At 46.7% G+C, this 25481-nt stretch carries 27 protein-coding genes and 1 other RNA gene; 11 read left to right on the forward strand and 17 right to left on the reverse strand.

What is annotated here, in order from left to right:
* Positions 1–39: 39 nt before the first annotated feature.
* From Q7C_RS13810 to Q7C_RS00795, 3 genes are all read right to left on the reverse strand, one after another.
* A complete protein-coding gene (locus tag Q7C_RS13810; RefSeq protein WP_014702794.1) occupies positions 40–462 on the reverse strand; it encodes a pilin in 423 nt (140 codons plus the stop codon).
* A gap of 141 nt (positions 463–603) precedes the next feature.
* A complete protein-coding gene (locus Q7C_RS00790; protein WP_014702795.1) occupies positions 604–2313 on the reverse strand; it encodes a PglL family O-oligosaccharyltransferase in 1710 nt (569 codons plus the stop codon).
* A 54-nt stretch (positions 2314–2367) separates the two neighbouring features.
* Positions 2368–3957, reverse strand: coding sequence for a tetratricopeptide repeat protein (locus Q7C_RS00795; RefSeq protein WP_014702796.1), 1590 nt, complete (start codon positions 3955–3957; stop codon positions 2368–2370).
* A gap of 106 nt (positions 3958–4063) precedes the next feature.
* Between Q7C_RS00795 and Q7C_RS00800 the strand changes: the two genes are divergently transcribed.
* Entirely contained in the window at positions 4064–5095 is a 1032-nt protein-coding gene (locus tag Q7C_RS00800; protein ID WP_014702797.1) for a metal-dependent hydrolase, read from the forward strand.
* On the opposite strand, the gene Q7C_RS00805 is transcribed toward Q7C_RS00800, so the two are convergent.
* The 4 genes from Q7C_RS00805 to Q7C_RS00820 are packed head-to-tail and all read right to left on the reverse strand — an operon-like array spanning position 5072 to position 7807.
* Positions 5072–5803, reverse strand: a complete 732-nt coding sequence (locus Q7C_RS00805) for an HvfC family RiPP maturation protein (RefSeq protein WP_014702798.1) — start codon at positions 5801–5803, stop codon at positions 5072–5074. The two genes, Q7C_RS00800 and Q7C_RS00805, sit on opposite strands and share 24 nt — an antisense overlap.
* Positions 5796–6668, reverse strand: a complete 873-nt coding sequence (locus tag Q7C_RS00810; protein ID WP_014702799.1) for an HvfB family MNIO-type RiPP peptide maturase — start codon at positions 6666–6668, stop codon at positions 5796–5798. The genes Q7C_RS00805 and Q7C_RS00810 overlap by 8 nt, the downstream gene beginning before the upstream one ends.
* Before the next feature lie 37 nt (positions 6669–6705).
* The gene (locus Q7C_RS00815) at positions 6706–7458 is read right to left on the reverse strand and encodes a hypothetical protein (RefSeq protein WP_014702800.1); all 753 of its coding nucleotides are present in this window, start codon (positions 7456–7458) and stop codon (positions 6706–6708) included.
* A 1-nt stretch (position 7459) separates the two neighbouring features.
* Positions 7460–7807, reverse strand: coding sequence for a rhodanese-like domain-containing protein (locus Q7C_RS00820; RefSeq protein WP_014702801.1), 348 nt, complete (start codon positions 7805–7807; stop codon positions 7460–7462).
* Between the two features lie 141 nt (positions 7808–7948).
* On the opposite strand from Q7C_RS00820, the gene Q7C_RS00825 reads away from it, so the two are divergent.
* The gene (locus Q7C_RS00825) at positions 7949–8929 is read left to right on the forward strand and encodes an ABC transporter permease (RefSeq protein WP_014702802.1); all 981 of its coding nucleotides are present in this window, start codon (positions 7949–7951) and stop codon (positions 8927–8929) included.
* The gene (locus tag Q7C_RS00830; RefSeq protein ID WP_014702803.1) at positions 8922–9731 is read left to right on the forward strand and encodes a ferritin-like domain-containing protein; all 810 of its coding nucleotides are present in this window, start codon (positions 8922–8924) and stop codon (positions 9729–9731) included. Before Q7C_RS00825 ends, Q7C_RS00830 begins: the two co-directional genes overlap by 8 nt.
* Here the strand turns inward: Q7C_RS00830 and Q7C_RS00835 are convergent.
* From Q7C_RS00835 to Q7C_RS00845, 3 genes are read right to left on the reverse strand one after another with little or no spacing between them, the layout of a single operon-like run.
* Positions 9728–10054: an RnfH family protein gene (locus Q7C_RS00835; RefSeq protein ID WP_014702804.1), complete on the reverse strand. Its 327-nt coding sequence runs from the start codon at positions 10052–10054 to the stop codon at positions 9728–9730. The two genes, Q7C_RS00830 and Q7C_RS00835, sit on opposite strands and share 4 nt — an antisense overlap.
* Positions 10047–10481 carry a type II toxin-antitoxin system RatA family toxin gene (locus Q7C_RS00840; protein WP_014702805.1) on the reverse strand — a complete coding sequence of 145 codons (435 nt, stop codon included), beginning with the start codon at positions 10479–10481 and terminating at the stop codon, positions 10047–10049. Before Q7C_RS00840 ends, Q7C_RS00835 begins: the two co-directional genes overlap by 8 nt.
* Positions 10482–10507: 26 nt before the next feature.
* Positions 10508–11875, reverse strand: coding sequence for a sodium-dependent transporter (locus tag Q7C_RS00845; RefSeq protein ID WP_014702806.1), 1368 nt, complete (start codon positions 11873–11875; stop codon positions 10508–10510).
* 92 nt (positions 11876–11967) lie between these two features.
* Here Q7C_RS00845 and smpB point away from each other — a divergent pair, with 92 nt between their 5' ends.
* Positions 11968–12447, forward strand: coding sequence for an SsrA-binding protein SmpB (gene smpB, locus Q7C_RS00850; RefSeq protein ID WP_014702807.1), 480 nt, complete (start codon positions 11968–11970; stop codon positions 12445–12447).
* Positions 12448–12495: 48 nt separating this feature from the next.
* Positions 12496–12853: a transfer-messenger RNA gene (ssrA, locus tag Q7C_RS13435) on the forward strand.
* 104 nt (positions 12854–12957) lie between these two features.
* On the opposite strand, the gene Q7C_RS00855 is transcribed toward ssrA, so the two are convergent.
* Complete coding sequence (locus Q7C_RS00855) at positions 12958–13473, reverse strand: hypothetical protein (RefSeq protein WP_014702808.1); 516 nt, start codon at positions 13471–13473, stop codon at positions 12958–12960.
* A 115-nt stretch (positions 13474–13588) separates the two neighbouring features.
* Positions 13589–13846, reverse strand: coding sequence for a hypothetical protein (locus Q7C_RS00860; RefSeq protein WP_014702809.1), 258 nt, complete (start codon positions 13844–13846; stop codon positions 13589–13591).
* A gap of 165 nt (positions 13847–14011) precedes the next feature.
* Between Q7C_RS00860 and Q7C_RS00865 the strand changes: the two genes are divergently transcribed.
* Positions 14012–14590, forward strand: a complete 579-nt coding sequence (locus tag Q7C_RS00865; RefSeq protein WP_014702810.1) for a YqaA family protein — start codon at positions 14012–14014, stop codon at positions 14588–14590.
* A gap of 4 nt (positions 14591–14594) precedes the next feature.
* On the opposite strand, the gene msrA is transcribed toward Q7C_RS00865, so the two are convergent.
* A complete protein-coding gene (gene msrA / locus Q7C_RS00870; RefSeq protein WP_014702811.1) occupies positions 14595–15119 on the reverse strand; it encodes a peptide-methionine (S)-S-oxide reductase MsrA in 525 nt (174 codons plus the stop codon).
* Between the two features lie 75 nt (positions 15120–15194).
* Here msrA and Q7C_RS13580 point away from each other — a divergent pair, with 75 nt between their 5' ends.
* Complete coding sequence (locus Q7C_RS13580) at positions 15195–15494, forward strand: hypothetical protein (RefSeq protein ID WP_151194701.1); 300 nt, start codon at positions 15195–15197, stop codon at positions 15492–15494.
* 93 nt (positions 15495–15587) lie between these two features.
* On the opposite strand, the gene Q7C_RS00875 is transcribed toward Q7C_RS13580, so the two are convergent.
* Positions 15588–16568, reverse strand: a complete 981-nt coding sequence (locus Q7C_RS00875) for a helix-turn-helix transcriptional regulator (protein ID WP_014702813.1) — start codon at positions 16566–16568, stop codon at positions 15588–15590.
* A 272-nt stretch (positions 16569–16840) separates the two neighbouring features.
* Here Q7C_RS00875 and Q7C_RS00880 point away from each other — a divergent pair, with 272 nt between their 5' ends.
* From Q7C_RS00880 to Q7C_RS00895, 4 genes are all read left to right on the forward strand, one after another.
* Positions 16841–18883, forward strand: a complete 2043-nt coding sequence (locus Q7C_RS00880) for a TonB-dependent receptor (protein WP_014702815.1) — start codon at positions 16841–16843, stop codon at positions 18881–18883.
* A 67-nt stretch (positions 18884–18950) separates the two neighbouring features.
* On the forward strand, positions 18951–19226 hold the full coding sequence (locus Q7C_RS00885; protein ID WP_014702816.1) for a hypothetical protein: 276 nt from the start codon (positions 18951–18953) through the stop codon (positions 19224–19226).
* Entirely contained in the window at positions 19223–19504 is a 282-nt protein-coding gene (locus Q7C_RS00890; protein WP_014702817.1) for a hypothetical protein, read from the forward strand. Before Q7C_RS00885 ends, Q7C_RS00890 begins: the two co-directional genes overlap by 4 nt.
* Before the next feature lie 17 nt (positions 19505–19521).
* Positions 19522–21189, forward strand: a complete 1668-nt coding sequence (locus Q7C_RS00895) for a PepSY-associated TM helix domain-containing protein (RefSeq protein WP_014702818.1) — start codon at positions 19522–19524, stop codon at positions 21187–21189.
* Between the two features lie 75 nt (positions 21190–21264).
* Here Q7C_RS00895 and Q7C_RS00900 read toward each other — a convergent pair whose 3' ends face one another.
* The 3 genes from Q7C_RS00900 to Q7C_RS00910 all read right to left on the reverse strand — a co-directional run bounded on the left by Q7C_RS00900 (position 21265) and on the right by Q7C_RS00910 (position 25414).
* Entirely contained in the window at positions 21265–23733 is a 2469-nt protein-coding gene (locus Q7C_RS00900) for a TonB-dependent receptor (protein WP_014702819.1), read from the reverse strand.
* A gap of 132 nt (positions 23734–23865) precedes the next feature.
* A complete protein-coding gene (locus Q7C_RS00905) occupies positions 23866–24864 on the reverse strand; it encodes a FecR domain-containing protein (RefSeq protein WP_014702820.1) in 999 nt (332 codons plus the stop codon).
* Positions 24854–25414 carry a sigma-70 family RNA polymerase sigma factor gene (locus tag Q7C_RS00910; RefSeq protein WP_041366327.1) on the reverse strand — a complete coding sequence of 187 codons (561 nt, stop codon included), beginning with the start codon at positions 25412–25414 and terminating at the stop codon, positions 24854–24856. The genes Q7C_RS00905 and Q7C_RS00910 overlap by 11 nt, the downstream gene beginning before the upstream one ends.
* Between the last annotated feature and the right edge of the window lie 67 nt (positions 25415–25481).

A 25481-nucleotide genomic window follows, 5' to 3' on the forward strand; every position in this document is an offset into this window, starting at 1 on the left:
AGCCCCGCAATGCGGGGCTTTTAATCATTAAAAACTATCTTATTCAGATGGCAGGTATTTGTCCTCAATGGTTCCAGTAACTGTCCATTCCGTACCAACATCAGTGCAGGTAGCTGTGTAACGGACATTATCACCGGCGATTTGCGATGGCGCTTTATAAGCAATCTCATAATATGGTTCAGCGGCACCGGTAAATGTAATAGTATTAACTATGTCACTTGCCGCACCATAACTCGCTGCATCAGAAACAGGCAACGATGCTTGTTGCAAGAGGCTAAGATCAGTACCTTCACTACATTCGATACCAATCGCGGTGCGGAATGGCGCTGACATACTGACGCCTTCCTGCACTTTAGCGCGGATGGTGTAGTCCTGATAAGCCGGCAAAGCAATCGCTGCCAGAATACCGATGATCGCAACCACGATCATTAATTCGATTAATGTAAAACCTTTTTGATTCATGTCCTTACTCCTGAGATAGTGCATTTAAAAAATCGATAAGCATTATGCGATTACTGTGCCAAATCTGTAAACCTTTCATTTCATTTACTTTTCGCCGCTACTCTACCAAGTCAACCATCATGATGTGACAAATTTTGTCACTTAATGACAGTATTCGGGTAGTTCGCCTAACGTCGCGTCATCCGGGTATAGCGATTGCCCATATTGCCTGACCCGGCAGGCTTCTGTCACCTGTTGTAAAACAGAATAGGCCGTTGCCAGATTGGTAACTAAATACGGTTTTGGTTCATCCGCAATGCGTTTTTCTGCCCACGGAATATAAATTTCCATAAATTGCGCATTTCTCGCATTAAGGGCTGAATGGAATAAGATGCTCATATCGACTTCTTGGGCTACTTGGCCGAGATATGGATTGATTTTTGCGTGTTGCAGATATATCTCGTCAGTCTGCCGACTGATATCCTGATAATTGACTAACTGATAATTGGCGTAAAACGTATGTAATAAAAACAGCACGCCAATCACCATCGCGGTCAACCCGCCAAATCGTATCGTGATGGTCATCGCTTTTGACAGATTAAATGGCTTGTCTTTTAAGTTAGGCCGAAATACCCACGCCAGTAAAAACAACCACAGAAACCAGTGCAACGCTGAAATATAAAATGGCAACTCGACCAGTAAGTGCATAGCAATCGGCGCGACCAGCGCCAATCCAGTCAGTCCGCGTTGATAGCCTGATCGCCACAACACCATCGCCACTGCCAGTGCAGTCAATAACAGGCCAACCAGAGCCAGCAAACCGCCTTCAACGCCCCAGAAGAATAATTCGTTATGCGGATGCGAAATCAGTTTTTTACCAAAGTAGGCGTCGGGATTTTGTTGATAAAACGCCGGTTTGGCATTTTGAAACTGATGCGGAAAGCTGCCGATGCCATGTCCAGTAAGCGGCTTTTCTAACAGTAAATCGGAGGAGAGTTTATAAATAGACAGTCTGGCTTCGCCAGAAAACCCCGAGTCCAGTGCGGTCACTTTGTCGATAACCCGCGACTGTGAACTGATCACCCCGGAAACAAAGCCAATCATAATGACGGCCAGCGCTAGCAATACCGGGCCTTTATTCAAGCGCAGCAAGTTAAATCGCGCCGCCAAGATCAATCCCAGCATGGTTAATAACGTCAGTGCGCCAATGCGTGAGCCAGATGCACCGATAACGAATGCGGCACCCGCCATAAAAACAATGAATAAGACGGTAATCAGCGGCGACGGTTTGTCAGACTGGCTGGGCGTGAGCAAGTAAAGCGCAATACCGATTAGCGTGACCAGATAGGTTGAATGATTGTTGATCTGCTGAAACAGGCCGGTTGGCGCGCCAGTGGGCGAACGTAAAAATGGCAGGTCAGCATGAAAAAGTAACTGCAGGATGCCAATCAGCACATGAATCAAACCGGCCAGGACGATAACCGTTAATAATTGCCGTTGTCTTTGCGATGTTAGCGTCAGCTGTAAAACCGAGATAAAAAACAGCAGACCAATCCAGATAGTTAGCATCCGGAACGCCCATTTAAGCGGTTGTTCCACGCCCGCGATAAAGCCACTTAAAGTCACCAGCAATGGAAACGCGGCAAATAACCAAAAGCCGCTAGGCAGGCGGATAAGCTGACGTTGCATCACCTGCCGCAAACTAACACCGACAAATAGCAGCGCGACCAACCAGATCATGGCATTGTGTGGGATGCGCAAACCTTCGCCGCCGAGATTCGGATGGTAATACAGCGGTGCCAATACAAACAGCATGGCCAGCAAAATTTCCGGTAAACGCCAGTTTAACCGGGCAGGCACTGCGTTCGTCATGTTCAGATTCCTTTGTTTACAGACGGACTGCCTGCTTAATTGAGTTGTAGCAAGTTAAGTGGTTGGTTTCAAATCAAAAGCGATACATATTCGTGACTCATCCGACTCGAAAGGAATCGTACGATGAAAAACTGAAGAGGGAAACATCACGATATCACCCACTTCCGGCGTAATCGTTTTCACCGGAAAATCATCATGGCGTTTTGGGTAATTATCACCATGCGTGGATAATTCAATACTGCCCTCCTGCGCCTGTTGTTTTTGTTTTGGTAACGCTAAATATAATGAACCACTGAGCCAGCCTTCTTCATGAATATGGGATGTCAAATGCCCACCACGTCGCATTTTGACATACCACGAGCTGGCAACGACTGTTTTTTTGGGAAAGTTTTTAACAAACACACAACGTTCCCTCTGATAGGTTTGCCGATAGCGATCAATCGCTGCCGCCACTAACTTTCCTACTTGTTGAAAAGAGGCCTCTGGTCTTGTAAACAAATTACCGGCACTTTGAACGCCTTCATGCAATCTGCCTTGCTGTTTTTCCTCGATATCCGCTTTTTCAATATCAGCTAGTAAGGTCTGAAGTAAGGGGCTGTCGTTTTTGAGCTCCGGAATCGACCCGTGAAAAACAAAATCCAACGGATTGGGGCAAAACTGATAGTCATTTTTAGCCCCAAAGTTTTCTGCGTAGTGTTCTGCTAGTGTTGCCAGAAAAGGCGAGTTGTGGCGTGCTTTTTTTAACGCATCCAGCCCCGATTTAAAATCGTCAAATTGACTAGTTTTGTACAAGCAATACAACATGCGCTCCTGCCAGTCTGCATATTTCGAGCGTTGAAAATAGTGTAACGCTTCGCTCAGATTGCCACTGTCGGATAAGTAAACGGCTAAACTATAATTCGCGATCGGTAAGTCAGGGTCAATTTTCAGTGCCGTTTTATATGCTTGGACGGATGCTTCGTAACGCCCTTGGTCACGCAACGCTTCACCGATATTGCTATGGGCTTCTGCATAGTCAGCATTGAGTCTTAACGCGGCATTATAAGCGGCTATCGCATCGGCGAGTTTTCCCTGATTTTTTAAAACCGTACCCAGGTTGAAATACACTTTGGCATCTTGGTTAAGCGTCAACGCTTGTCGATAAGCTGATTCCGCCTCCTCGGACTTGCCTAGTGTCTGGAGACAGACGCCAAGATTAGTGATTGCCTCAAAAAAGCCGGGTTGTTGGCGAATGGCATCTTGATACGCCTTGACCGCCTCAGCATACTGTCCTTGCGATTGTAGCGCATGGCCGAGATTATAATGCGCATCGGTTAACTGGGAATTCAGCCGAATCGTTTTGCGATAAGCTGAAATCGCTTCATCAATCCGTCCAATTTGCGTTAACAGAATGGCTATATTGAAGTGCATTTCGGGGATCGTACTGTCAATTTCAATGGCTTTACGGAAGGCATTAACCGCCAATTTGGTCTGATTTTGTGCCGCAAAAGCATTTCCTAACAGGTTATATCCAACAAATGCTTTCGGATATTTTTTAACCAGTTGACGCGCCTCTGTTTCAGCGTGTTTAAACTGGCCCATGTTTAAGGCCTGAATCACTGATTGGATTGCCTGTTGGGTCGGTTGACCATGTGTTGCTTTCATGCGGTACTCGTCTAACTATTAATATGTCCGTTCGCTAGACTGTATATCAGGGTTAATTTTTGGGCAATATTCCCTAATTAAATGTCTCGGGGAGGAGGAAACAGATTTGGATACTTTCACACAAGCTTTGTTGGGCGGCGCAGTGGGTTATGCCGTTGCCGGACGCAAATCCTCTCGCAAAGCCTTGCTAGTCGGTGCTGCCATCGCAGTGTTGCCGGATTTGGATATTTTTATTCCTTACGAGAATGATCTGGACAGCATGACCTTTCACCGCAGTTGGAGTCATTCCTGGCTGGTCCAAAGTCTGCTCGCGCCATTGATTGCTTTGTTGATTTATTGGCGTGATCAATCGCTGAGATATATCGACTGGTGGCTTGTCGTCTGGCTTGCTTTGATAACGCACTCGGCGCTGGATGCGCTCACCGTCTACGGCACACAGATTTTCTGGCCATTTATGCCCCACCCTGCCTCCGGCGGCAGTATTTTTATAATTGATCCGATATATAGTTTGCTGCTGCTCGGTGGTTTTCTCAGTATTTTATTTTTTCCGCTATCTCGTCTGGCGCGACGCATCATGCTCAGTGTGACCGTATTGAGTACGTTGTATCTGCTTTGGGGGCTGATTGCCCAATTCTGGATTGCCCAGCAGACGCGAGACTATATTCAACAAACGCAGCTGGATGCACAGCATTTTCAGGTCAGTGCTGCGCCTTTAAACACGTTGCTATGGCGCATCGTTATTGTTTCGGATACGCATTATTATCAAGGGTTTCGTTCGGTTTTTGATGGTGATGCCGCGTTGACTTTGCAACGATTTGATCGTGGGCTGCCGTTGATAAACGCCTTGGCTGACTCCCCCGACTTGCAGCGATTTAACTGGTTTACCCGCGGCTTGTTCAAAACCGAGCAACTAGGCGATGTACTGGTTGCCAGTGATTTGCGTATGGGCATGGAACCGGATTACTTTTTTCGATTTGCATTGGCGAAACGAAAATCAGGTAAATGGCTGCCGGTTAAGCCAGCGCAGTTACCGACAGCCAGAAATGCCGAATCTGGTCTAAAATGGGTCTGGCAGCGTATCTGGGCTCCACAAGTCAACCGCCCTGCTTTGCTATCAGATGAGAATACCGCGCGGTAACCAGTCGGCAATGATTTGCCGGGCACCCTCGCGGACGACGGCGGGATTCGGGTGCTGCAATGTCTCGGCAATTTGATTCGCCGCCGCGTTACCCGTCATGCCCTCGCCCAGCAACTCAATCAGTCGAGCACTAACCGGGTTAAGCTCGATAAATTTTACGGCATCGTTGGCATTGCGATACACCAGCATAAATACTGGCTGAGCTAAAGGCGTGGTCGGCTGATTGTCCGGCCCAATTTGATGCACCGGGAACTGGTAACGCAGTGTCCAGGCCAAGGGTGACAGATGAAAAACCGTTGCCATCATGGCATCGTCGGCAATTTCCCGAGCTTGATACGGCTCGGCAGACAGGTTAAGTGCCAACTCTACCCACTCGTAGTGCGCTAATTCTCTCAAAAATGGCGGATCCTGAGCACCATCTCGCTCATTATCCAGATAGGCGAGAAACTCACGCGCGATTTCATTAAACAGCGGCGCCTGGCAGCGGTGTTTGACAATGAAGTCACGAATCATGGCATGCCAGTCTGAATCGGACAGGATTTGCTTGATAACCGGAAACGCCTTGCTGCAAAAACTTTCGATATTGTTGTAAATCAGACGCCGATAAATTGCCAAGCGTCGATCTTCGATACCGGCGGGCGCGGGCACATCAGGGTTCCGCAAATGACCTGCAAACGCCATTTGCGTTTCACGCAGGGTTTTATCCATGTTTTAACACATCGCTGACTTGTTGCGTTGCCTGTGACTGGTAATGACGGATAACCGCCACTTCATCAAATAGACTTTGCAATGACGGAATATCAAAATCACGCTCCAGCAAGGTCGGGCGCATGCCAATTCGTTGATAGGTGTAGGCCAGCAACTCCCAGACCGGATCTTCGACATCGGCGCCATGGGTATCGACAATCAAATCCTCGGCTTCATGGTGATGCCCTGCCACATGCAGATAAGCCACCCGGTCGGGATGAATCGCATCAATATAGGATTTGGCATCATAACGATGATTCACGCTATTCACATAAACGTTATTAACATCAAGAAGCAGATCACAATCTGCCTGTTCAACCACCGCGTTGACGAAGCTGATTTCATCCATTTCCTGCCCCGGCGCAGCATAATAAGACACATTTTCGATAATCAGCCGCCGTTGCAAAATATCCTGAACCCGGGAAATACGATCTGCGACGTGGCGCACCGCTGCTTCCGTAAAGGGAATCGGCATCAAATCATAGAGATGACCATCGTCGCCGCAATAACTAAGATGTTCACTATAAAGCCGAATCTGATGGGTATCTAAAAAAGTCCGCAACCGGCGCACAAAAGTCTCATCGAGCGGCGCAGGGCCACCAACCGACAACGATAAACCGTGACAGAGCATGGGATAGCGCTCCGTCAAACGGCGCAAGGCTTTGGCATATCGGCCGCCCATTTCCAGCCAGTTTTCCGGCGCAATTTCCAAAAAATCCACCGGCGCATGAGCCTCTTCCAACAACGCATCCATGAAACTGCGCCGCAAGCCGAGGCCGGCGCCAACGACCGAGTTATCTGTTTTGTACGTATTTTGCTGTGCCATGATTAATCTGACGTGTCTGCGGGCAATTTGTTACAGATTATTTTTTGGCCGGTACTTCAAACATGCTTCTATCGACGCCAACATTGCCGTGTTGCTTGTCATACAGGGTGACAATGGCTTTGTAGTGGCCGGGGTCGGTTAATGTTGTTTTGCCACGAAACATGCCCACCGGGCCCACAAATTTCATTGGCACCTCGGTAATAGTTTTGTCTTCCTTCATGATAATCGCAGTGGCCTGATAATTATCCGCCTGCCAGTGACCATCATGGGTAATCGGGCAGCCACAAAGCAGCGCCGCCTTGGTCATAATATTGACCTCGCCGCTTTCCAACACCTGCGTCCAGGCATCGACAATGAATCCGGTCATATTCAGAATAATGCCGTCGCCTAAGATAGGTTTGCCGGGAATCACCCAGGTTGTCACCGAAGCCGCTTGTAACGATTGACGATAACCGTAGGGTGCAAACAAGCTAATTCGAACCAGTCGTGGCGTCTCGATATCAAGGGTTGCCAGATAACCGGCTGTAGTATCGGTTGTTTGCCGCTGGCCGCGTTCGAGCGGATTTTTTATCAAAACAGCCGTATCACCGGTATCGCCGCTAATCCAGCCGGTATCCAGAATTTCGCCCGTTTCCGCATCTTCAATAACGGCTTTAACGCCGCCGACACTGGTACCGATAAATTTCGCATCAACGGCTTTGGCCCGCACCATGATCTGTGTTGGTTCTGCCGCTGCCGAAAATGCCCAAGACAGACATAAAGTGGTCAATAAAAGTCGTATCGCATTCATCTTAACTTCCTGCTTGCCAGGCATCATAGCCACCAATCACATTGACGACATTGCTATAGCCAAGTTGTTGTAAGGTTGCGGTGGCGAGTGCAGCGCGACCACCTGATTTGCAATAAACAACAATCGAGCGGGTTTTATCCTGAAAGTCGGGATGATTGCCCACCATGAATTCCAGCAGGCCGCGAGGAATATGACGGGCATCGGCAATATGACCGGCCTCAAATTCCACTGGCTCACGGACATCCAGCGCAATACTATCTTCCCGTAACATTTGTTGTGCTTGCGATACACTCACTTCCTGAATCGCCGCTTTGGCAGCTTGAACTAAATCCATTGCGGTTTTGGCCATGATTTACCTCCTTGACAGATATAATAATTAAGACACATTGCAACGCGATTGGTTTTGTCCAACACGTCGCCTGTTACAATGCCTCTATCCTATCGCAAAGCCAACCCCGTTTGGCACTGATTTATCAGCCGGAAATACCTGATGCTGGCCTATATTATTCGACGTTTACTCTACGCTGTACCCATTTTGATTGGCGTCAATCTGCTGACTTTTTCGTTGTTTTTTCTGGTCAATACACCGGACGATATGGCACGCATGCAGCTTGGTGATCGCTACATCAGTGATCAGGCCATCGATAACTGGAAAGCGCAGCGCGGCTACGACAAACCATTACTGTTTAATCCGCAGGCAACCGGTCAGGAAAAACTCACGGACACCATCTTTTTTGAAAAATCGGTGCGTTTGTTCGTTTTTGATTTTGGCCGGGCAGATGATGGTCGTGATATTGCGCAGGATATTCAGGACAGAATGTGGCCCAGTCTGGCCATCGCTTTACCCGTATTTATTATTGGCATTATGGTCAATATCACTTTTGCCATGTTGATGGTGTTTTTTCGTGCCAGTTATCTGGATACGGGCGGCGTGGTCTTATGTGTGATGCTGATGTCGATTTCCAGTCTGTTTTACATCATCGCCGGTCAGTTTGTTGTCGGAAAACTATTGCAACTGGTGCCGATTTCCGGATTCAGTGATGGCTGGATGGCATTAAAATTCATGATTTTGCCAATCGTAGTCGGCATTGTCTCAGGCATTGGTGCCGGCGCACGTTGGTATCGCACCCTGTTTTTAGAAGAAGTCACTAAAGACTATGTCCGAACGGCACGGGCCAAGGGGTTATCCGAATTACGTGTTTTGTTTGGCCATGTTCTCAAAAACGCCATGTTGCCGATTTTGACTGGCGCGGTAGTGCTGCTGCCGACCTTGTTTATGGGGAGTTTGATTCTGGAATCGTTTTTTGGCATTCCAGGACTGGGCAGCTATACCATTGATGCCATTAATGCGCAGGATTTTGCCATCGTTCGGGCCATGGTTTTTCTGGGCTCGGTGCTGTATATCGCCGGTCTGATAATGACCGATATTTCTTATACGTTAGTTGACCCACGTGTACGCCTGAATGACTAAGCCGAGTGAAACCATTGCGTTGCGACTTGAGGCACAAGCTGTGCTGGCAGTCTCTAACGCCGAACAAAAAGCCCTGCAGACCCGGGATTTAGCAGCACGCTGCAGAGAACAGGGTTATCACCTCTCGCATCAGCCCCTGGCCGTCGCCGATCACCCCGGCCGCCCCGACAAACCCGAACTGGTTGCCCCTAAAGAGCTCCCCAGACGACGTAACAATCGAGACACCGGTCACGCCAGTCTGATTCACGCGATTTGTCATATTGAATTTAATGCTATCAATCTGGCGCTGGATGCCATTGCACGCTTTACCAATATGCCGGATCAGTATTACGCCGACTGGTTACAAGTGGCGGATGAAGAAGCCCGTCATTTTCAAACGTTGAGTGCGCACCTGCACAGCAGTGGCTTTGCCTATGGCGACTTTCCAGCACACAACGGACTATGGGAAATGGCGCTAAAAACCCACCATGATCCGTTACTCAGAATGGCGCTGGTACCACGAGTTCTGGAAGCACGAGGCCTCGATGTCACGCCAAAGATGATGGAAAAATTACGTCAAAGTGGCGATCTGGGTGCGGTCGACATTCTGGAAATCATTTTGCAGGAAGAAATTGGTCATGTTGCCATTGGCACACGCTGGTTTAATTATCTCTGCGATCAAAGACAACTGGATCCGTTAAACACATTCACCGCCTTGCTGGAAACCCATTTTCACGGCGCAATTCGCGGTCCGTTTCATCTTGAAGCCCGGGAACAGGCAGGCTTTACTGAAGCAGAACTGACGTGGCTGACCAACCGTTAATTGTCTTCTGACTGCGCCAGCTTTTTCTTTTTTTCCATTTCCGCTTTCTGACGTCTGGATTCTTTAGGGTCAGCGATAAGCCCGCGGTATATTTCGATGCGATCCTTATGCTGCAAGGTCGCGTTAAGTTTGCAAATCTTACCGAAAATGCCCACTTTATCTTTGCTTAAATCAATCTGGCTGTAGCGCGCTAAGATGCCGGAACGGTTAATTGCTTCTTCCACAGTGGTTTCTGGCAACACTTCAATCGGCAAAATAATCTGCTCGTTGGGTAATGCATAGGCCACTTCGACAGTCATTAATTGTGGCTCAGATTCAGCCATAAATCTCTCGTGCCCGTTTGCAAAATGCCTCGACCAGTGAACCTGATATTTGCGTAAATACCGGCCCAAGTGCTAAATCAAGTAATCGCGTAGAAAACTCAAAATCCATATCCAACTGAACGCGGCAACCACTATCTGCGCCAATCGGTGAAAACTGCCAAAACCCTTCAAGGTGTCGAAATGGACCATCAATCAATTCAATTCGGATAGCCTCGCCGGCGGTCAACACATTGCGCGTAGAAAATTCATGGTGAATCCCGCCTTTTGCAATGTCTAACGCAGCGCAAATAATCTGGTCGTTTTGACTGATAATGCGGCTGTCACGACACCAAGGTAAAAAGGCCGGATAAGCTTCAACATCATTTACCAAATCAAACATCTGTTGCGGCGTGAATTTCACCAAAGCACTGCGGGTAATGGTAGTCATTGATTCTGCTGTCAGCTTTTCTATTTTTAAAACAATAAACCGGTAAGATTGGCGAAAACGAGCAAAATCGCTGCCGGGGCAATATACCGAACCAGAAACCGCCATCCGTGGTAGATAAATGCTGGCCAGAGTGCCAGCTCCGCTTCTGAACTTGACCGCCGCATCACCCAACCAGCAAACACAGCAATTAACAAGCCTCCTAAAGGCAACATGATATTGGCTGTCAGGTAATCCAGCAACTCGAATGCAGTTCGCCCAGCAATCGTCCACTCGCTGCCAATATTAAATGAGAAGACGGTTAACACCCCCAGCATCCAAACCAATACGCCCACCCAAATGCAGGCATTGAGTCGCTTGATGTCAAAATTTTCAACTAACCAAGTAACGACCGGTTCCACCAGTGCAATCGCGCTGCTCAAGGCAGCAAAGACCAGCAATATAAAGAACAAGCCGCCAAACAACACGCCATGATCCATATGACCAAATGCAATGGGTAAGGTCTCGAAAATCAGGCTGGGTCCAGCACCAGGTGACAAGCCATTAGCAAAAACCAGCGGAAAAATCGCCAAACCGGCAACGATGGCGACAATAGTATCCATGGCCGATATGGCTAATGTCATGCGAAAAATAGAGGTTTTTTGCGGCAGATAAGAGCCATAAACCATAATCGCGCCCATACCGAGGCTAAGCGTAAAAAAGGCATGCCCCATTGCTGTCAGAACACCGGCAGGCGTTAGCTTTGAAAAATCTGCCGTAAATAAAAAATTAACCGCATCCTGAAACGCATTGCCCTGCTGATAGGCATACCAGACCAATATCAGCAAAATTAAAAATAAGGCTGGCATCATGAATCGTACTGATTTTTCCAGTCCGCGCTGCACCCCTCGACTGACAATAATCATGGTCAGGACCATGAAAATGGTATGCCACGCTAATAATTTTTCGGGTTGATTAATCAGATCGACGTAAATACTTCGTGCACCATCTGCAGTGACGCCTTCAAACATATTGCCCAATACCCGAAACACATAAGCCAATGCCTGCCCGGCAATCACGCTGTAATAAGACAGAATGATAAATCCGGTCAGCACACCCATTGCCCCCAGATACTTCCACAATGGGCTACGCTCGTCTTCTTCAGCGAGGCTTTCTATACTGTTAAACGGATTTTGCCGACCACGACGCCCTATCAGGATCTCAGCCATCATCACCGGTACCCCAATCAGCAAAATGCAGCCAAGATAAACCAATACAAAGGCACCACCGCCATACTCACCGGTGATGTATGGAAATTTCCAGATATTTCCCAGACCAACCGCCGCACCCGTCGCGGCAAGTATAAAGGCCCAGCGAGAAGTCCACTCTCCATGCATGGATCGAACAGGTCTGTTCATTGCACATCCTGAATATCAAAATTTACCCGATTTTGGGCGAATTTCACTAAATCCTCAAGCCAAGCTGGTCAAGGCTGCGTTATAATCTGACTATGGCAGCGAAAAAAAAACCACAACACGACGACAATACCATCGCCCAAAACCGCAAGGCGAGGCACGAATTTTTTATTGAAGAGAAATTCGAGGCCGGGCTGGTTTTAGAAGGCTGGGAAGTAAAAAGCCTGCGTGAAGGAAAATGTCAGCTCAGTGACAGTTATGTTTTGTTACGCGATGGCGAAGCCTGGCTATCCAATGCGCTGGTTACCGCGCTTAAAACGGCTTCAACACACATTGTGCCCCGCCCGCAGCGAGACCGAAAGCTCCTTTTGAAAAAGCCCGAGCTCAATAAACTCATCGGCGCTGTGGAGCGAAAAGGCTATACCCTCATTCCCCTCAGCATGTACTGGAAACGCGGTAATGCCAAACTGCAAGTCGCTCTCGCCAAAGGCAAACAAAGTCATGATAAACGGGCAACCATAAAAGAACGCGATTGGCAGCGAGATAAAGCCCGATTATTTAAACAACTCAACTAAATACTGGTTGAAAAATCACGAACGCGTTACCATATTACCTGTTACTTCGGGGGCGACCTGGCTTCGACGTGGGTTACAAATCCTGAGGTGCATGCCGAGTATGTGGTTCTTCTCGTAAAACAGACTACAACTAAACTAGTTGCAAACGATAACAACTACGCTCTAGCGGCTTAATCCCCGCTAGCCCCTGACTGATACCGTGCTCATGCGCTCAGGTTTCAGGGGTCGACTCACATGAGATCGTCTTGACGTATGCTTGGTGCGAAGAGACTAAAACCTTACAAGATCGCCGTTTGTCTTCCCTGTTTGTCGGGTAGCAACCGGTTAAATTAATAGACAAAATAAGCATGTAGATCCAATGGACGAGAGTTCGCGGACGCGGGTTCGATTCCCGCCGCCTCCACCAATCGAATTAGCCACCCCGTCGGGTGGCTTTTTTATTTCAAATTGATAGTCATCACGTTTGGATAATTCACTTGTCTGTTGTCAGCTGAAAATATCTAGATCAGCTTAAGGCTGGTTATATTTGTCACGAATTTGCTGGGCGTAAGCACATGCTTCCTTTCTGCTTTTTTCGACGGCATTGCTGGCTGTTCGGCCAGCCTTCAGTGTCAACATCGCGCATGCTTGTTTTGCTTCCAGTATTTCTGACTCGGTCTCACTCAATCTGTCTATGGAAGCGATAACCGGTGTGTAAGAAACCGCCGCATGGCAATACATATTTTTATGTAACAGAAAATAGCGATCCCGCCGATTTGGTAGTTGCAGGTGATTACAAGTCGCCTGAAAGAATTGTTTTGCTGCAATGGTGCAGTCAGAATAGCTGTTAATGAGCTGTGATTTTTTCTGCTGGCAAACCGAATCGTGGTTGATAAGCCATCGTTGATATTGGTAATCGATTTGCTGTGATTGATACGCAACCACCTTGGCCTCGACCATCAATCCCAGTGAGTCAAACAGATGATCTTGCACAGGCTGGGTCAGCGTATTTAAAAAAGCAGCGAAAATTAGTGCAATTGAATCCACGTCATCAACTCCATTTGGCGACACTGGCTTCAGATTCTAACGGCAAAGCGATTTTTCGAAAATAAAATTCTCTTTTGCTTTGACCGTCTGAAACAATCACATTGAGCTGAATGGCTTAGGTTTCAACCAGATTCAGCAATAAGTTTTCTGCTTGTTGAAGGGCCAGATCATAATCAAACATCGCGCCCTGACTCATTAAGTCATCTAGCGGTTTTTTTACGGCTTGTTTATCTACCGTTTTTTGATGCAGCATGACAAGGTACGCATATTGGCCGGCAATTTCCTCTGGCCCATGCTGCGCTGTGCCGCCATTATCAATTATTTGCACCACTTGTTCGATTGAATCGGCTTGTTTCAATGCGGTTGAAATCATACGTGGCTTCCCCCTCAGTTGATACGGATTCTTTAGGTGATATCTCAGCTGTCATCTAGAAAGAGTTGGGGGCGCTGCGGTATTTTCAACCCCGTTGGTTAAAAACGGACCGCCATTAGTATGGCTAACACGGTAAGATGGCATGGCCAAATAACAGGAAAATCCGTGCAAAAAATCAGCCGCTTTATCAAATGCTTGATGTATTCAAGGCATATGCTTTGGGGCGTTGCTTTCGCTTCTTTTCTGGAGTCTTTGATTGTCCCGATTCCATTGGAAGCCATTCTACTGCCATTAATGCAAGCGAGACGTGACCGACTCTGGTTAATCAGTTTAATGGCTTTGTTTGGCTGCCTGCTGGGTGCCATGACGGGCTATCTTGTCGGGTATTATTTATTTGGTCTGGTCGGCGATTATGTGATTGGCTTGTTGTCATCTCCAGCGCAATTTCTCACCGTTAGCAACGCCATGCACGATCAGGGTTTCTGGTTTGTATTCAGCGTTGGTGTGACCCCTATTCCGTTTCAAATTGCTATGCTCGCTGCTGGCGTCACCGGGTTCAGTTTCACGCTCTATTTACTGGCGACTTTGTTAGCGCGTGGTATTCGATATTTTGGCCTGGGCCTATTAGTGTGGTTATTTGGCAATCGCGCCCAGCGCCTGTTTGAGCGGAATAAACTCAAAGCATCTATCACGCTATTGGCGCTGATTGCAGGTATTTGGCTTACTGTTTATTTATTAAGATAACACTTTAACCTTCTGATTTATTTGACAATATGGATTGCGATAATTGCCAGTCAGGACGAATATAGTGGCAGGTATAGCCCATCGGGTAATGGACAAGATAATCCTGGTGCTCTGGTTCCGCTTCCCAAAAATCGCCAGCGGGTGATAGTTCAGTCACCACTGGGCCTGGCCATAATCCAGATTGATTCACTGCGGCAATCACATATTGGGCATCGGCCGCTTGCTCGGCATTCAAATAGAAAATCGCTGAACGGTAACTCTGCCCCCTATCATTCCCCTGCTGATTTAACGTTGTCGGGTCATGAATTTGGAAAAAAAAGGCCAATAATTGCCGGTAACTAAGCAAGTCGGGATCAAAGATAATTTCAATCGCCTCGGCGTGGGTACCATGGTTTCGGTAGGTCGCATTGGCAACGTCACCACCACTGTAACCCACTCGAGAGTCAATCACACCGGGCAATTTTCGAATCAGGTCTTGCATTCCCCAAAAGCAACCACCGGCCAATATGGCACGCTCTGTTTTTTGCATAATCATTGTTCTCCTTGCTAACGCTATTTATCGGTTTAGTTTTAACAGACAAACCATCATGATCAAAATTACAGCTTGCTCAAAAAAACCAGCCACCAAAAGGTGGCAGGGCCTAAGAGGAAAATCGGCGGCCAGTCAAAGTTATTGGCATTAGTGCCGAAATCACCGATCGTAAACGGACCGAACCGGTTGGACTCTGGGTTGGCAACCAGCATTGCGAATCGCATCACAGAAAAATTGCACAACGCACCAAACGGCGAACTACATCATTTCCGGATGACTACATCCGATGCCGCCGACGATGAAAAACTTATCTTTGTGATACAGGATGCACGACAGGACCTGACGCCAACTAGTCTTATTTTTACTTTTTAAACATAATTTTATTACATACTATTAAAGTAAATAGTTATATTTAAACGCCGTGACTGTCATGGCAGATGCGGATGAGTTCGGCCTGCTGGCGTATTAATGACGATTTTTATTAACGAGTTCTGAAGGCGTGATGTGAAACTGTTTTTTAAAGGCATTAATGAAGTTGGATGCGTGATTATATCCGGCAATATAAGCAGCTTCGCCAATGGTTTTTTTATCAATGAGCAGGGCCTTTTTTGCCATCTCCAATCGGCGCTGCCGACAATAATGATTGACTGTCATCCCATAAGCCGCCTTGAACCTTCGCTGTAATGTGCTGACACTCAGGCCAAGTTTGACAGCCATTTCTGAAAGCGAGTCCATTGTTAAGAGTAATTCATCAATCCGTTGCTTAAGTTGTTTATCTGATTCAGATTTATAGGCTTTAAGTTGAGGGTTAGTTTGTGGTTTGTGAATGATTATCTTCGCTAACCGTTCAAGACTTTCAGTGACAATCTGGAAAGCTAGCGAAGCTCTTTGCAGCTCATATGAAAGACCATTCTGACCACACAGGGCAAAGAATTGATGGGTTAACTGAAGGATATGGCTCGAAACTGGCCAGGTATGAAACACAGCATGATGGGCGAATAAACGTTCAAGTAGTGTTATATCCTCGTCAGTTTGAGCCTGCCTTTCCAGCCAGTCACGTTCAACAAACACATTTAATTTCGCCACCTGCATGCCTTTTTTAAAATGCCGGCTCAAAATTTCTGGCTGGTTTAACACAAAGGCGGAGCACTCCCCATCCTTACCAGAAGCGCCTAACTGATAATGTTTTTCTCCAAGAGAAAATGACACCTGACCTTGCAGTAAAATAGTAAAACTAATTGCCGGTGGTAATTCAACAAAGCTGGTACGGTCATACATTTCCACCATATTGCCCGCATGAACAGACAAGCCTGCTTGCGTAAACCGGTGATGAAACAGACCTTTGAGCACAATTTGATCGTGATCTAAATCTTTCGAAAACACATTGAAGTGGGTGCTCATCTGTTGCAGATCAGCATAGCGAATAGCATTGTCTTTTTCGATCACACGTCCCCCTTGTCCTGCTTAAGTCGGTTGATGGCATAAAAAATCGGTATCGAAAAATTATTCTTATCTGTTGTGATGTTTGAAATCACACACGCATACTGCTCATTTTCAATAACAAACTGATGTTTTTTCATAATTTATTCGGGAACTTTTTACTTAGACATATTATATAATAATAATGATTTGCATTTACATGTAATCCCCCAAAACTTATTTGTCTAGCGCTCAACCGGTTACCTGCCACGTTGAGACCTAACCCCGAAGGATATGCTATGAAAAAACGCTTCCTGACCGTCGCTATTTGTGCCTGCATCAGTGCACAAGCCGGCGCAGAAACTCAAACTTCTTCCTCTGATGATAACCGTGTTCAGCTCAGCAATATCACGGTACAGGGTGAAAAGCAGACCCGTTCCTTAAAAGAAACCACTTCATCCGTATCGGTTATCGATGCAGAGGTCTTAAAAACCACCCAATATCGTACTTTACGAGATGTCATCACCGCTGTACCAAACGTACTCGCTCCAACCGGCGTGGTGCCAAATGTGCGTGGTGTCACTGGTAACGGTGCAGCAGGTGGTTTCAATGCTGTGAGTGGTGGTGCGAGCTCTCGATTTACGACCTTGGTTGATGGTGTCGTTCAACCTTTTATTGCTGACTTTACGGGTGATTCCGGCCTTTGGGATATTAAGCAAGTTGAGGTTTTCCGAGGACCACAATCGACCAATAACGGTCGCAACAGTATTGCCGGCGCTATGTATATTGAGACGGCTGACCCTACTTTTGATTGGGAAGGCAAAGTCCGTTTAGGCTATCGAAATAATGAGCGTTATTTTGATAAGGCGATCATGTTGAATGGCCCTATCATTGAAGATACCTTGGCATTTCGCTTTGCCGGGCAATTAATTGATGGTCAAACCGATACCAGTAATGAGCCTGTGGCTTCGAACCCTACCAGTATTGATTTAAATGAGCTGGATACGATGCAAGGTCGCGCCAAATTATTGTGGACGCCGACAGATAACCTGGAATTCATGTTTACCCATTCTCGCTATGATGAAGAAGGCGATGCGGGTCGTCGGTACTTTGAAGACACCCAGACAGAGGGCTATTACAAAACCTTCTTCCGTGACATGGATACAGAAAACGTCACTAATAGTTTAGACGTTCACTATCGACTGAATGAAGCGACTTCATTTGATTTTCAGATCGCGATGGTTGATTACCAGTTCGCTTTTGAAACCTATCAGGCAAACCCTGCTGCGACGCAAATTTTGGATATCGATGAGCGGAGCAAAACCTTTGACGCGCGTATTAATTTTGGCGAAAACAACCAGAGCTTAAATGGTTTCCTGGGATTTGCTTATTACGATCGTGATCAAGATATTGATAGCACTGGCGGCTCAGTATATAGCGGTGATGATACGACTGACTCTAAAGCCGTTTATGGTGAGATCAATTTTGGGCTGACCGAGCGTTTAATCCTGACAGCTGGGTTGCGTTATCAGGATGAATCGCAAGATCGTGACTTTACCTTTGCCGGTTCGCCTTACAACCTAAAAGAAGATGACAGTATTTTACTTCCGAAAGCGGCATTGCAATATGATCTCACGGAAGAAACCCGCGTTGGTATCAGTGCCACGAAAGGTTATAACTCTGGCGGGGGTGCCCTTTCTATCACAAATGATGACTACTACTACTTTGACGAAGAAGAGGTCAATACCTACGAAGTCTTTGCTCGGACCAGTTTCGACCAAAATCGTTATACCTTGCGTGCAAACGTGTTCTTTAATGATTTTGATGGGTATCAAGGTCAAAATGCAGCACGTCGAGTGGTTAATGTCGACAAGGTTGAAACCTATGGCGCTGAAATCGAAGGCACGGCTTGGGTCACAGACAGTTTGGAAATGCGTTTGGGTGTTGGCCTGCTTCACACTGAAATCAAGAAAGGTGGCGATGAATTCGCCGGTCTTGATGGCAATGAGTTGAATGATGCACCACGTCGCACGGCTAACCTTGCTGCCACATACTACGTGAATGAAAACTTCGACTTTGGCGGTAATATTCACTATACCGGCGGCTACTACGGTGATGTCGATAATACCAAAGCACGTGAAATCAGTGGCTTTTCTCTGATCAATTTACGCGCTAATTATCGTATTGGTGATTTGGAATTATCTGCCTTTGTCAACAACATTACAGATAAACGTGCACGTCGACTTTATGAACCAGCAAATCCACCGCGTACCCCAGTACCTTATGCTGACTTCGTAGAACCGCGTCATGTTGGTATTTCAGCAACCTATACTTTCCTCTAAGAAACCGATAGTGGAAAAGAACAAAAGCAGCCGTTAACGCGGCTGCTTTTATTTTAGTGAGCCAAAAATGTCTCTATTTGCTTACCTCGCTCTGTTGTTAGCCCTCGTTGGCAGTGTTTTTATCTATCTCGCCTCAAAACATCAACTCTGGCTAGAATCAACCTGGTCACCAGTATGGCTTAGACGCGGCGGCTGGCTGTTATTCACTATCAGTCTGATTCTGTTGATTGCGGCGATGCAGACTGTCGCCGCTATTTTTGTCTTGATGACCTGGATCATGCTGATGCTGTTTTTATTTCCTTATATTGGCGTATGGAAATCGATTAGGAAAACACGTCGATGAAAGCAAAAACTGAACCTATGCGTAACGATTGGCTATCGAAAACCTTAGCTGGATTAATACTTGGCTTTTTTATAGCGCTCGCCACAACCGGCCTGATTTATTTACTGCCATTGAAGATACGCATTAGCGCAGAAGCACAATTAATCATGTGGTTATTGCCGCCGATCTGGTTAACGATTCTCAGTACCTGTTTTTTGTTTCGCTCTGGATTACGTGCTTGGCTATGGCTAACGGGTGCGAATATCATTTTGTTCGCCATTTACTTTTTGTTCAAATAAGTCTGAGAGCCTTACCTATGAAAGTAAACGCTGACGTTATTCGCATCTACAAATCTGTTCATACTTGGGTTGGTATTATTAGTGGTATGGCACTCTTTATCGCCTTTTATGCCGGTTCGCTGACTATCTTTAAAGACACCCTTACAGACTGGGCAACGCCACCAATTGAATCGGCTGAGATCACGCCCTTGGCAGAAATGCCTGATTTCATTGCACGCATTATTGCGGCAGAACCCGAAGCTACAGGGACATTATTAGTCAGCCTGGACCCGGAAGTGCAACATACCCATCAAGTTCTGTGGATGGTGGAAGATGAAAATGCGGGTGATCATGATGTTTCGGCGAATCGATATTACACGGCTCACCTCAATACGAATGACGAATTAATAACTGAAGAAGTCCACCCCGCCCCCGTCGCCGATTTTATTGATACCTTACATCGTGTGGTCGGTTTGCCGGTAGACAGTGATCCTAATCGCTGGATCATGGGGATTTTTTCAGGTCTGTATGCCTTAGCATTGGTCTCTGGTCTGATTATCCTGTTGCCAATTCTGGTGAAAGAATTATTCGCTTTCCGTTTGGGCAGAAAACCAAAACGGGTCTGGTTGGATGCGCATAATGTGGTCGGCGTCACCAGCCTGCCCTTTCATATCATCATGGTTTGTACGGCCTTTGTTTTTGCTTACCATGACTTATTGTATGGCGCACAAAACGAGTTCATTCATGATGGCAAAATCCGTGAGGCGTTTTTTGCGGATGCCCCCAAACCAGTCACCGGACAATCAACCAATCCAGCAGAGATGGTTTCTACAGAAAAGCTAATCGCCACTGCTCAAGCCTTATCACCTAACTTTAAGCCTTATCAGATCGAATTCACCGCATTGACAACACCGCGAGCCAGTGTCCGCATATGGGGACACGATGATAAGGCAATAGCGCCAAGGCATCCTGGTGGGTTTGTTGCCATTAACCCCTATAGTGGTGAGGTGCAATCAACTGAATATTTGCCTGGTAAGCAGAGTGGTGGCATGGTCGCGGTAAGTAGTTTCTTCGCACTCCATTTTGCCACCTATGGCGGTTCCCCGATTCGTTGGGCTTATTTTATCCTTGGCCTTGCTGGTGCCTGGTTATTCTATACCGGCAATTTATTATGGTTAGAAAACCGGCGTAAAAGACAAAAAGCAAAAGAACCCGACCCCGTTCAGCGCAAAGATGTCACTATCCTGGCTATACTGACCGTCGGCGTCTGTCTTGGCAGTGTTTGTGGCATATCCTTAATGTTAGCCACGACTAAGTGGTTATCGGGGCAATCTATCGCTGTGTTTTCCAGCTTTCAATGGGTGTATTACCTGATGTTTTTTGCTGCGATTGGTTGGTCTTTGCTTCGCGGAGCAGCACGAAGTCTGGTTGATTTATTGTGGTTAGCTACCGTTCTGACAGCCGCGATCCCGCTATCCAGCTTGATTGGTTTAATTGTGCCAGCAACAGGGTTATGGATGCACACCGAATATAATTTACTTCTGGTTGATGCGATAGCGCTATTAATGGCTGGGGGCTTTGCCACTCTCGCTAAAGCAACGATGCGACGCGTCTACCACGGTGAAGCAAGGGATAGTATCTGGGCATACCAGCCAAAACCTATCGAGAAAACGGACACTTTGCAGAATCCGTATTCCATAAAATAATAAGCCATATCAAAATAACCTGACTGCGATATTGACTAACTGATGTCAATATCGCAGTCAGGTTGTGTTAACTTCTTAAAAGTTTATTTTAACGTTTATCCCCACTAACCGGCTTGGTCCCACCTGTCCAAACACGGGGCTACCCTGCAATTCAGTCATAGTGTAATAATGTTTATCAAATAGATTTTCAGCAAACAAATTCACTTGCCAATTATCCCGACGAATACCCGCTTGTAGATTCACAAGGAAGCGGGATGACATTTTATCAAGAGGCGGATTCGTGCTAAATCGAGAATTGTAAGCAGACAGATATTTGGCATCCGAACTTACGTAAAACCCGTTATTAAACTCATACAATCCACCAAAAGCGACGCTCCATTCTGATGCTTCAGGAAAACGCTCGCCAGAAAGGTCACCGTAAATTGAGTGATTAAAGTCCTGAAACTCAGTATGTAAATATCCCAGAGAAGCAAACACCGATAATGCCTCATTGACTTGAAAGCTGGGTTCCAACTCAAAACCAATCACGTAAGATGACGCCGCATTACTCACAATCGTGCCGGTTGGTGTGCTGGGATCAGGATAGGTTTCAACCTGTTGATCTTTGTACTCGGTATAAAACACATTCGCATTCAAGCGCAAACGCTGATCCAGAAACAATCCCTTGTAATAAAATTCATAATTATTGGCATATTCAGGATCATAAGTTTCGGCCTTGCCCGTTGAAGTCTCTACATAGAAACCACCTGTACGAAAGCCGCGTGAAAAAGTAAAACCGGCAATATGATCCTCACCAAACTCTCGTGATATTCCAACTTTGGGTACAAAGTTGACTTCGCTGATATCAGCGCTGTTCACCGAAGATGAGGCGCCGGCACCAATAAATGCCAAAATGTCCGTTTCATCCGTTTTTTCTTTCAGATAATCCAGTCTGCCACCAAAAGTCACTTTCCAAGCTGGCATAAACTGATAGGTCGCTTCACCAAAAATCGCTAAATTCGTTGTTTTTCTATCGTAAAATTGTTCCTGCTCAATCCCCCACTCGGTTAATCGCGCAAAAAAGGCGGAGTCTTGATCTTCATAACTGCCAAAGATACCGGCCACCCAGCGCCACTCGTCTTGTTCATAATTCAAGCGAATTTCTTGAGATAGCAAAGTATCGTCATACGTACCGTAAAACGCATTGACCAGATTGCGTGTTCCATTATCAATGGACTCACGATCCGTGGTGCCATGACTCAAGCCCGTTTGTGACGTTAGAGTCAGTGAAGGTGATAAGGCGTGCGTGACCTCCAAACCCGTGTTATGAACGTCAATCTCACGATATTCAGCAAAAGTGGAAAACTGATAAAAATCGCCTCGATCATTAATGTCGGGGCCAACCAAACGTTCGTTGGGTCGATCCTTGGAATACCCATAGGTCAGCATTATCCGAGTATCGGGCAAGGTATCGGGCTCAATCAGCAATTTGGCACGAAAAGCCCCACTAAGCTCAGTACGAAAGTCATCATAATTGGCAAAATCACCATAACTGGGATAACGCACTTCGGTTTCATTTTCTTCATATATCCCCGATACCCGAAAGGCAATGCCATGCTTTTCACTTAACGGGGTATTAACAACAAACCCACCACCTTTAAGGTCTTTATTACCGGTGGTTGCTGACAGCGATACGGACTTATCAAATGTTGGATCTTTCGTTTTTAAATAAATGGCACCAGCAGTGGCTGCACGACCACTCAGGGTCGTTTGTGGTCCTCGATATAACTCAACTTGTTCAACATCCCAAAGATTACGCGCACCAAAACGTGAGTTATAACGACTCTGCAAGATCCCATCGACATAAATTGAGCCCATTGGTGCGCCGGCGGGAGAAAACCCTTCAAAATTCATGCCCCGAACAACCAACCCGGTATTATTTGTGGCTCCTTTTTCAACGTTTGCCAATCGCCGCATTGCCTGTGGCAGATAGCTTATCTGGCCGTAATCAATGGCTTTTTCATCGATGATACCCACCGAGGCAGATGAATCGGCTAACGAAGTTGTTTCTTTTGCCCCATATAGTCTCCCCATCACCGCTAATGTTGGTAATGCAATCTGTTCCGGCGCACGTCTCAAGACATATCGTCCTTGATTATTTCTCTCAGCTTGCAATCCGGTCCCGCTGAGAATCTCAATTAACGCTGTTTGAATAGTATGGTTACCGCTCACACCAGCACTGGTTTTATCTGCGGCAAGTGAGGAAGCGCCGACAAAATAGATTTCTGCCACTCCCGAGAACTCGGTTAAAACCTGAACCAAAGGTCCGGGAGTGATATTAAAATGTTGTTGGGTTGTTGAAGTGGCTGGTGCTAAATTTGATACATCTGACTCGGCCATTGCCGGCAAAGGCCCTATTCCTGTTGCAAGCAAGCTGGTAGCCAGCGATAACCGAAGCGCGAGTACGATAGAGCGAACTGGAAAATGTTTTGTTGAGGTCACGCTCTGCTTGCTTGGCGACAAAACCGTCGGATATAAATCAAAGGGCTGCGTCCTATTTGGCATCCTATTTTTCCTTCACAATTGATTGGCAAATTACGCGCATTTAACCAGCGATGATGCTGATGTCATCTGTGCGTCTGCTTTAGTAATCAATTGAGCAGCAAAAAAGCGGAACCCCTTTGCATAAAACAGCGTTTATTTAGGTTCAATCGTTACCCACCATGGCAAGGTGCGTTGTATTTTTATTGGTAATACCTCTGCCAACATATCCAGCGTCTCATCTGTCTGGGTGATGGGAAATTGACCAAATACCTCAAGGCTTTCTAAATCAGGGTGCAAGCCCACATGACCGTGTCGATATCGACGTAATTCTCCGACCAACGCAGCCAAACTCAGGTTTTGTGCTACGAGTACGCGGCGATGCCATGACGTTCGTGCTTTGCTTGCGTTTTCAAGCGCACCGTAGCTGTGCGAATCAAAGCGGATTTGTTGGCCCGCCTCAATGATAATCGGTTGTGTTGTAGTGGGCTGAATGCTGACACGTCCCTGATAAACGGCAATCAGGCTTGTCTCAGCCGTCGTATAAACTGTGAACCGTGTGCCAAGCGCCACAAGATTGCCATGCGGTGTCACAACAGAAAATTGTCGATTTGCATCAGCGGCGGTATCAATTAGCACCTCGCCATGATGTAATTTTAGTCGACGCCGCTGCCTGTCAAAATGCTCGCTAACAGCCGTTTGCGTATTCAGCCAAAGCTGACTGCCATCTGAGAGCACCACATCACGGATTTCTCCAACCTCAGTTTGATACTCCGCATGCCAGGCCTCAGCCATGATTGCTATTGGCGTATAGCGCCACGTTGACCAAGTCACCACACCGACACCAAAAAGGCTGAACAAACCGCCCAAAATATCGCGACGTTTTAGGATACGTTTGTTTGCTTCCCATACCCCCTCAGCTGCCTGCCTCGGATCGGGTGTCGAACGCAGTGGTTTAAACCGACGGCTAACTGACTCAACATATAACCAAGCCCGTTCGTTTTCCGAGTTTTTTTCTAACCAAAGCCGCCACTGTTGGCGATCTATCTCAGTAACGCCATCAGAGCCTAATAAAGCATACCAATTGGCCGCTTGCTCCATCGCTTGATGTGATAACCCAGCCAAAAGTTCAGAATATGTTGGGCTATGATTCATGCGGAAATTCCGAAACTGACAAATGACTTGCAGTATGTCGGGCTTCAAGCAGCATACATTGAAGCATGGCTTGAGCCAGATATTTGCGAACCATACGCGTTGAAACGCCTAATTCATGTGCAACTTCTTTTTGCGTCATCTGACAAGCCTCAGCGAGCAGAAACGCTTTAGCCGCATTGGTGGGTAGCTCGAGCAACATCATGCCGACTTCATGCAACGCTTCCAGGATGATTGCCTGATGCTCTGCTGATGGTGAAAATTCAGCCGGCTGATGCGTGAGGGTTTCAAGCCATGCTTGTTCTATTTCACGACGATGCCAGAGGTTAATACACAAACCATTTGCCACAGTTCGCAAATAAGACCGTGCTTCTGCAACAGTTTTAAGACCTCGTGGTGCGGGCTTCACGATTAATCTGACAAAGACATCATGAGCAATATCAGCCGCATCTGGGGCGTGTTGAAGTCTGCCGTGTAGCCACGACTTTAACCACCCATGGTGGGCATCATATAAATCTGCGATACCTGCTGCGGTGTCAACTGAAGTTGTCATAATGACATAATGATGTAGTTGATAATGAAAGTCATTATCAATTATATTGAGACGACGAATACAAAAT

The organism is Methylophaga frappieri (genome assembly GCF_000260965.1).
GTDB lineage: Bacteria > Pseudomonadota > Gammaproteobacteria > Nitrosococcales > Methylophagaceae > Methylophaga > Methylophaga frappieri.